Source organism: Hugenholtzia roseola DSM 9546, assembly GCF_000422585.1.
GTDB classification, from domain to species: domain Bacteria; phylum Bacteroidota; class Bacteroidia; order Cytophagales; family Bernardetiaceae; genus Hugenholtzia; species Hugenholtzia roseola.
Map to the genome: position 1 here is coordinate 1 of NZ_KE383885.1, position 8,252 is coordinate 8,252.

The 8,252-nt window shown below is 39.3% G+C and carries 8 protein-coding genes; all 8 read right to left on the reverse strand.

Features of this window, described 5'->3' with window-relative positions; translation table 11 throughout:
- A partial coding sequence (locus G500_RS25265) for an Rpn family recombination-promoting nuclease/putative transposase (RefSeq protein WP_027003513.1) occupies nucleotides 1-386 on the reverse strand: 386 nt, incomplete at its 3' end.
- A 161-nt stretch (nucleotides 387-547) separates the two neighbouring features.
- Nucleotides 548-1,150: a hypothetical protein gene (locus G500_RS0117710; protein ID WP_154657214.1), complete on the reverse strand. Its 603-nt coding sequence runs from the start codon at nucleotides 1,148-1,150 to the stop codon at nucleotides 548-550.
- A 303-nt stretch (nucleotides 1,151-1,453) separates the two neighbouring features.
- Nucleotides 1,454-2,209, reverse strand: coding sequence for a hypothetical protein (locus G500_RS0117715; protein ID WP_027003515.1), 756 nt, complete (start codon nucleotides 2,207-2,209; stop codon nucleotides 1,454-1,456).
- Nucleotides 2,210-2,732: 523 nt separating this feature from the next.
- Entirely contained in the window at nucleotides 2,733-3,470 is a 738-nt protein-coding gene (locus tag G500_RS0117720; protein ID WP_154657215.1) for a hypothetical protein, read from the reverse strand.
- Between the two features lie 290 nt (nucleotides 3,471-3,760).
- On the reverse strand, nucleotides 3,761-4,279 hold the full coding sequence (locus G500_RS0117725) for a hypothetical protein (protein WP_027003517.1): 519 nt from the start codon (nucleotides 4,277-4,279) through the stop codon (nucleotides 3,761-3,763).
- A 95-nt stretch (nucleotides 4,280-4,374) separates the two neighbouring features.
- A complete protein-coding gene (locus tag G500_RS0117730; RefSeq protein WP_027003518.1) occupies nucleotides 4,375-4,773 on the reverse strand; it encodes a hypothetical protein in 399 nt (132 codons plus the stop codon).
- 76 nt (nucleotides 4,774-4,849) lie between these two features.
- Nucleotides 4,850-6,004 carry a putative type IX sorting system protein PorV2 gene (locus G500_RS0117735; RefSeq protein ID WP_027003519.1) on the reverse strand — a complete coding sequence of 385 codons (1,155 nt, stop codon included), beginning with the start codon at nucleotides 6,002-6,004 and terminating at the stop codon, nucleotides 4,850-4,852.
- A gap of 100 nt (nucleotides 6,005-6,104) precedes the next feature.
- On the reverse strand, nucleotides 6,105-7,379 hold the full coding sequence (locus tag G500_RS0117740; RefSeq protein ID WP_154657216.1) for a coiled-coil domain-containing protein: 1,275 nt from the start codon (nucleotides 7,377-7,379) through the stop codon (nucleotides 6,105-6,107).
- Nucleotides 7,380-8,252: the final 873 nt, after the last annotated feature.

The following is an 8,252-nucleotide window of genomic DNA, read 5'->3' on the forward strand; positions in this document are numbered from 1 at the left end:
ATTAAGCTAATAACGATACATTTGTGAAGTTCGGAATAGGTCTTCCGCTTTTTCCTCTCCTGCTCTTCTTGGGTCAGATAATCCATCTGCGAACCAAACATTTTTGCCCAATAATACAAAGTACGTTTCCCATAAAAATTTGACCCTTTTAGTTGCATCTCTATATCGTACAAATTGCCGCGCTCGTCCTCTGCCTTAATGTCTAAAATCGTAAGTTTGCCCTCGGCATAGTCGGAAACATTGTAGGGATTTTTTAGCGTAATAGTGGCTACCTGCTGTTCTGCGGGCAAAATAGCGTTTATCAAAGACAGTAAAATGTCTTTATTTTCCTCTGAACCAAAAAGTTTTTTGAAAACTAAATCTATTTTCGGATTGATTTTGCTCATTTTTCGTAGGTTCGTGTTGTAGTGCAAAGTTACGAATTTTATTGGGATTTTATCGTTTTGGTGCAAAAACAAAAGAGGCTTGATGAAGGGCGGATTTTTTAGCACTTCCCTTGCCTCACGCCTTAGCCATATTTTTGCAAGGATAATTTTAGCTGAAGTTTTTATTTATTTTTATACTCTTTAGCCCATGCTTTCCAGTTGTTTGGAATACCTACCGCTCTATCATAATTATAAACTTCATTTATGTATGGAATTTTATCTGCTTTATAAGCACCTTGATTGATAAATTTTTGCCCTATTTCCTCTAATGTTTCATAACTTAAATCATAGTATCTTAATTTTTCTTCAAATGTGTTGCGACAGGACAGATAATAAAACAAAGAGCCTGCTCCTTTTATGTACCCTTCTAATACCCAATCTCTTAACTGTTGGTTAGCAATAGTTGTTTCAGCATACACCTTGATTAAATCTACTTTAAGGAATATATAAAAAAAATTCATAAAACACTCAAAACCAAATAAACTACCTTTCTTGTGTATCAATATAAATCTGTAAAAAATATTTAGTAAATTTTCGTAGTTTATACTTTTCCAAAATGGAAAGGTGTAAAACAAATAACTATCTGCTATTCCTACATTTTCATAGTGAATTTTTATAGTCATTTTCTCAAAAGTATCTAAATCCAAATATTTTAATAAAAAAAGAGTTTTATCTTTCTCGTATACTTTTGATATAACTCTACTGATATATTCTTCAATATCCATATAGCTTTGGTTAATAATCTGTAGGAAAGTCCATATTACCCCATTTGTAGTTTTTGGTGCAATGAACCCTGAACGTTTTAGTTTTCCATTAAACGTAGCCTGATACTGCGACCTACTAAGTAATAGGACAAACCTTATATTTCTCCTCTTAAGATACCACAAAAATAGCAAAAAGCAAATACGAAATGCTATTTTTTAGGTGCTTCGGTAGCAGCAGCCCCTAAAATCTAAGGCTAGCTGAATTGATAGGTCGTAGGTGCAACACCTAACGGCTTGCCTTACATTTTGGTCAGATTTCTGTCGCTATAAACTTATTGCTGTTGTGAAAACAGTTTTTACTTCAAGTTCATCAACAAAGCCTAACAATTCTTTTATTGTTGGATTGATTGTATTTTTACTTGCTATAAAAAGAATAAGATTATTGTTATAAAATCTACGTTTATAATAAACCACTTGTCCGATGAGTCGTTGCATATCTGTTGAACTAAGATTGTCAGCAACTTTCAGTTCAATTCCAACCTGCCCATTGCCAACATCAATATCGGACTTAAGAGCTAAAAAGCCGCCTATGCTATACTGCCTGTGAACTCTCTCTTTGCCAAAAACTTTTGTAAGTCGTTCGTGAACAAATTTTTCAAACTCTTTTTCTTCAGAAATTCTCCGTTTTGGAATAATCAAATTTTCAAGCACTCGTAAAACGTTGTCTGCCGATAGGGAAACTTCTTTGTCGTTCTCAAATTTATCAATGTCAGACAAATCTGTATTACCATAATTTGCTGCTTCAATGTCTGATGTCAGTATTTGTAAAAAACTCTTGTTGGTTGTAAGTTTAATTTCTTTGTTTGTTCGTTTTCTTCGTAGTGTTTCCAAGTCTGTTGAGATGCTTGTTCGTATCAACTCAATTTTGTTTAGATATATGTCGCTTTCGGTTAAAATTCTGTTCTTGTAAAGATTTTCAACGGCTATAAGTAAGTCCGATAAATCGGTTTCATTTACTGTGTCCTTTTCAGCTAAAGCTAAGTATTTACTGATGATAGTTTTTTGAATTTTTTCAGTCATAAAATTTTATCAATGTGTAAATATAAATAAATATTACAATTATTAGTTATTTTCTTTCGGTATGATTATCAAACCGTTTAACTAAGTTCGTAAGACGGTGAATTACTGTCTCCCAACACTGAACGAAGATAGAGCGAACTTAAAGGACTATATTCCAAGTCTGCCCCAAAAACCAAAATGGGGACAATCATTCAACGTCTAATTCTTACTGCATCAGGCTGCACGAGTGTCGTCCTACGCTTACTCCTAAGAGGTAGTTAGTTACACACAGCCCATACACATTTCAAAACTTTTCCGCGTTCACCATCATATCCAAAGAGCTTTGAATAATACTATTCACACAAAAAACTCTCGAAGGTCAAACCTTCATACGCTTTTAGCAGCTGCAAGTTACACCTTTTCCCCAAAGGGCGCAATTTTTTTCTACTTTTTTGTAGTTAAAATTTGTAAGTGTCTTTTAGGGATTGGGTTTAGCCCTAACGTTTTTTTGAAAACCGTTAGGGCTTTGTGTTTCTTGTGTTAATTAGCAGCCCATCGGCATTTCAATAATTATTAACTTGGTTACGGTCTGCCCGTTGTTCTTGCGTTGCCCACTTACCCGTAGGTAATAGCGACTAATAGTTACACCGCTTGGATATTCAGTTGGTTTCTTTATATTTTCTATCAGTTCAAGCCAACCTTCGCTACATTTTTCTTTTACTGTTTGCTTCAAATCATTAATTGATATTTTTGGGAATTTTTCAGATTCTTTTTCTGTGTATTCATCGCAAGTAAATTCTCCTTCGCTATTGACTTGCAGTTTGTTCCATTCAGAGTAAAAATGCTTCCAATCTTTTAGGTCGCAATGCGGTCCTTCGTTCATAATGGTAACACTTGTTTCGTAACGTTGCTCAACTTGCAAGTCTGTGAGTTGGTCGCTTGAAACAGAAATAAGTTGTCCTTCTATTGTTTCGCCCAGTTCAGCATAAATTTCAACTGTATCTCCCTGAATTTGGTCTGCCTCTCCACCCTCTCTATCAGTGCTGAAATTATAGATAGAAATTGAAAGTTCGTTAAATTTTAGTGTAAATGCGTAAACGGCTTTTTTTTCTGCTTCTTCATTTTCAAATGTTGATGTATCAGCTATGTAAGTGGAAAAGCCTGTCGTGTCGCTAATAACACTGTCGGTTTGGGTCGCCAAAGTTGTATTAGTTGATGAGGTGTTGCACGCGCAAAATGCCATTAATGTCAAGAAGCTAATAATTTTTTGTAGTGTTGTCATAATATTGATGCAAATAGGTAATTATGTGCAAGTTATTGCACAGTACAAAATTGTTTCTTGTTCCTTAGCAAACCCAAAGAACCTTAGTTCCACAAGTTACACCTTTTCCCCAAAGGGCGCAATTTTTTTTCTACTTTTTTGTAGTTAAAATTTGTAAGAGCGTTGAAAGGGAAAATGCAAAAGAAAGCCAAAGTGCAGGTAAGCGGCTTAGGAGCTATTTTTACCTAACAAGCAAATCTTTTCCCTTTTCCAAATGTGCCATCGAGCCAATGCCGACAGAAAAAGGCGTTTTATCTTGTATCGTACTTATCAAATGTTTCCTCAAAATTTAGCTTTACGTTAGGGTCGTCTGAAACCCCAAGTCCAGTTGCAGAACCTTCAAAAATTGTTAAGTTTATTTTTTCACAATTAAATCGTATAAAATTGAAAATATTTTCTTGTCCTTCGATTTTAATTTTGTCGATTTCAAACTCTTTTTTATCAATGCCATACTCCACAAACTCAATCCTTTGTCCCAAAAATTGACCAATCATCTCGTCTTGCTTGGTATCATACACACGCCAACAGTCTGGCAAGTCAATTAGATTATTTTCTTTTATTTTATTATCAAGTTGCGAATTATCATAAAGATTTACCTTTATGCGCTCTCCATCAAAATCTCCTTCTATTTCTAAAAATTTACCAAAATCTATAAATGTTACAAAAAAAAGCCAAGGCAAATAAAAGTCTTCCTGCCTATTTTCATTAAAATCAACTTGATATATTTTGTCGACCGTTTTTCCATTTAGCTCTTTTAGCCAATTTCTCATTTTTATTTGATATTAAAAATTAGTTTGTATGTCGCCTCAAAAAAACATGACCCCTAAGCGACTTTAAAATTCCTAAAAACACTTAGGGGCTATTTTTACCTAACAAGCAAATCTTTTTCTCTTTTCCAAATGCGCATGTACCAATAAACCATCGAGCCAATGCCGCCTGAAAGCAGCAGGAGCAAAATCCAGATAAGGCGTTCTGTGTCGTCTAAGTTTTTGTCGGAAATGGCATCATAAAGATAATAACCCATTATTCCTACCGAAATAACGCCCATAAGTGAAACCAAAATAAAAAGCACTGAAAAACTACCCAGCAGCGAAAGCATAGGGAAAACCGAAGGCGTGCCGCCCTGTGAGATTACCTGCGCCTGATAGCCGCCCGTAAGCAGGGTAGAAACGAAAAAGAGAAAAAAGGCAATAAAATAAAGCACCATCAAAAATAAGGGCGAGAAGGTTAGCACGCCTAAGATGATTTTCTTGTTCTTGGTCATTGAAAAGTAAGCAAAAAGGAAGTAAAAAAAGAAATTTTTATATCACAAAGGAGCATTTTAAGAATACTTTTTGGTACTACTTTTTCGCCAATTTCTGTAAATCGCTCTGATTAAAACGCGCTGAAAGTGAAAAGACATGCGAGAGCGGTAGGTCAGCCTGTTGGAAGGCATTGGTTAGGGCGTAGTCGATTTTGAATTTTTTAATCCAGATACCGATTCCGAAATTGGGTTGGAAGGTGGTATAAGTACGGTCAAAGTCGGTGATTTGTTGGAAATTTCCGATTCCGCCCCTTAAAAAAACCGTTCTTTTGTAATCAATTTCCACTCCTGCGCTGGGGCTGATAGAAAAAAGATTCGTTTTGAGCAAAGTATTGCGCTTGCCGTCGAAGGTGGTTTCGAGTCCGATAGTGGTCAGGAGTCCGATTTGGTCGGTTTGGGTTCTGAAAGCCCTTGCGAGTCCGATTTGCAGGCGTGGGAGCGTGATTTCAATAGAATTGGTAGGAATTTCGTTTCCCGTCTGCGCAAAGACATCAGCTACCGCCTCGGTATTAAAATTCCAAGCGTTGTATGTGCCTGTGATGTCGCGCCCCATGATGCCAAGTTGCCACTTTCCTAAGTCGGTCTGTACGCCTAAATCGAGTCCGAAGCCCCAAGCATTAGAAAAAACACCCGCACTTCTATTGATAATTTTGGCATTTGCACCCAAACGCAAAGGGATATAGCGTGCAGGAATTGTCCCTTTTGCCGTATTTTTCTCCTTGATTTTGAGCGTTACTGCCTTTGCATACGAAAACATAAAAGCATAGGAAGCCTCCGCAAAAGACCCCACGCGGCTATAATCGATATTGCCGTCCGCATCAATTAGGAAGCGCGTATCGGGAATGTCGTCTATGCCAAAACGAATAAGCGATACAGCCAAACGGCTTGTACTATCAATTTTAGCCGTAAAGCCGCCATAGTCGTAATTCGCAATCCCCCCGAAATAGGCAATGTGCATCAGGGAAAGTTCATAGGGTTCGCTTGCCAAAAGCAGCCCTGCGGGATTCCAATACGCCGCCGTAACGTCGTTCGTTACCGCCGCCTGCGTATTTGCCATGCCCAAGCCACGTGCGCCCACCCCAATCGCTAAAAATTCATTGCTATACTTAGGAGCAGATTGGGCTTTGAGGTCTGCCAAAAGTGTGATTAAAAGTAAGAAAGAAAACGAAAATGGTAGAAAAGAAGGTTTCATTTGAAAAAAGAAAAGATGGATAAGTCATTTTTTGGAGCGGCAACTTTTGCACTGTAAAATTTGTGATACAAAGTTTATGACACAAAATTTGCCTTTTTCATTATTTAAAATATAAAAGCAAAAGCACCACCAAATTGAGCAAACCCAATCCTATCGCAACCCAAAGAAAGATACTTTGCTGTTGCAGACGCTTGCCCAAAGCCTGCGTTTCGAGTTTGAGTTTCATTTCCAAACCCTGCTCTATGGGCGCAAGTTGGTTGTTGATATTTTCGGAAAAGACCTCCCAATGCGCCAAATGTTGCTTTTCTATGTTTTCGATTTTTTCTTGCAAGGCTTCAAAATTCTGCCGCGCCTGCCTGCCCTGCTCTTGTAAGGCTTCGCCAAAGGCTTGTTTTTGGGTCTGAAGTTCGCTTTCTACCCTATTTTTCAAAGCCTCCAGACCGCTTTTCAAATCTTCTTTTAGTGCGTCGCTTGTTTGGTTTTGTGCCTCTGAAAAAGACTGCGCCAACTTATCAGCATTGACCTTTCCTTCCTGTATCAATGCCTGATAGAGATGCTTAAAGGCTTGCTTTTGGTACTGGTCTATGCCCTGTATCGGATTTGCGAGCGTCGCAAGCTGTTCGCCCTGTTGTGCAATAACACGCTCATATTCAGATAGATGCCTGCCGTATTTATCCAATTCGGCTACCGTTTGCGCCAAAGTGCGCGTAGTGGGTTCGAGGTGCGCAAGGTAGGCTGCCTGTTGGGTAAAAAGTTCGTGCAGCCGCCCTTCTAAGGCAGTTTGGATACGGGTGTGATGGTTTTCGTTTTGTGTGCCTAAGGCAGTGAGGCGTTCTTCCAAACGGCTTTTGGTCTGTTCGTAAAATTGCGTAACCTGCTGCTGCACATTTTGCAGGCGAAAATCGAGGCTTTCAGCGGTTTGTTGGTAGAAAGTTTCATTTTGCTGCGTGAGGGCTTTTAGCTTTTCTTCCAAACCTTGTTGATGGGTTTGAAAGGCTTGTCGGAATTGGGCGGTATTTTGGTCAGTTCTCTGTTGTAAGGCTTCTACTTGTGCCTGCAAATGTCCCTCTAAATCAGTGAGTTGGGTGTGTTTTTCTACCATCTGCTGATAGGCAGTTTCCACCTTTTGCTCCAAGTGCTGATTTTCTTTGAGCAGGTGCGATACCTGTGCAGCCAAAGCCTCTTTGTGGGCAGCCAACTGCGCCTGCAAATCGTGTAGAGCTTGCAGATTTTGGGCATAGCCCGCTTCTGTCGCTTCCATGCGTGCATAGACGCTGGCAAGTGCCTGCAAGGTCTGACTTTGCAGGTCTAATTTTTGAACCGTTTGTTGCAATTTCTCTAAGTGAGAAGCCGAAGGCGTAGGAGTATGGGACATAACAACGAAGGGAGCAGGAAAAATAAGCAGCCGAAATAAACAAGAAATGCGAAAACGACCAAAGGTAAGCATTTCGTTTTAAAAAATCAAAAAATAGCAACCGTCGGCGAGGCATTTAGCCGTCGCCGAGGTTTTTTTCTTTTTCTACGCCGTTGTTGGTGTCCTATGCCGTTGTTGGTGTCCTCACCAACGACTGGCAAATATAAGGACAAGGCAGTGCCTTGTCCCTACATTTTCGGAATGTTTTTAGAATTTAAAAGCAACCGTCGGCGAGGCTTTTAGCCGTCGCCGAGGTTTTATCTTTTTTTTGTATTAGCCCCTATTTCCTAATTCTCTCCTATGCCGTTGTTGGTGTCCTCACCAACGACTGGGCGCAAATACAGCGAATACAAGGACAAGGCAGTGCCTTGTCCCTACATTTTCGGAATGTTTTTAGAATTTAAGTTCAACCGTCGGCGAGGCTTTTTAACTGTAGCGCGAAGCTCCAGCTTCGCGTTTCAAACCGTAATCAGGCTAAGTTAAACCGTCGGCGAGGCTTTTAGCCGTCGCCGAGGTTTTCCCTCTTTTTTTTTGTATTAGCCCCATTTCCTAACCCCTAACCTCTCAATTCTCAACTCTCATTTGTGAATTGGTTGCAAATGTGGTATCTTTACAGCACGCGAGGCTGCACGTATCTCACGAGAGGAGGTTGTGAATTGGTTGCAAATGTGGTATCTTTACAGCCCTGTGCTGCGATAAGGGTCGAGCCGCTCCCGTTGTGAATTGGTTGCAAATGTGGTATCTTTACAGCTTTGCCTTAGGCAAATCGTTTGTGGCAGGTGTTGTGAATTGGTTGCAAATGTGGTATCTTTACAGCTCAGGAGCGTGATGGGT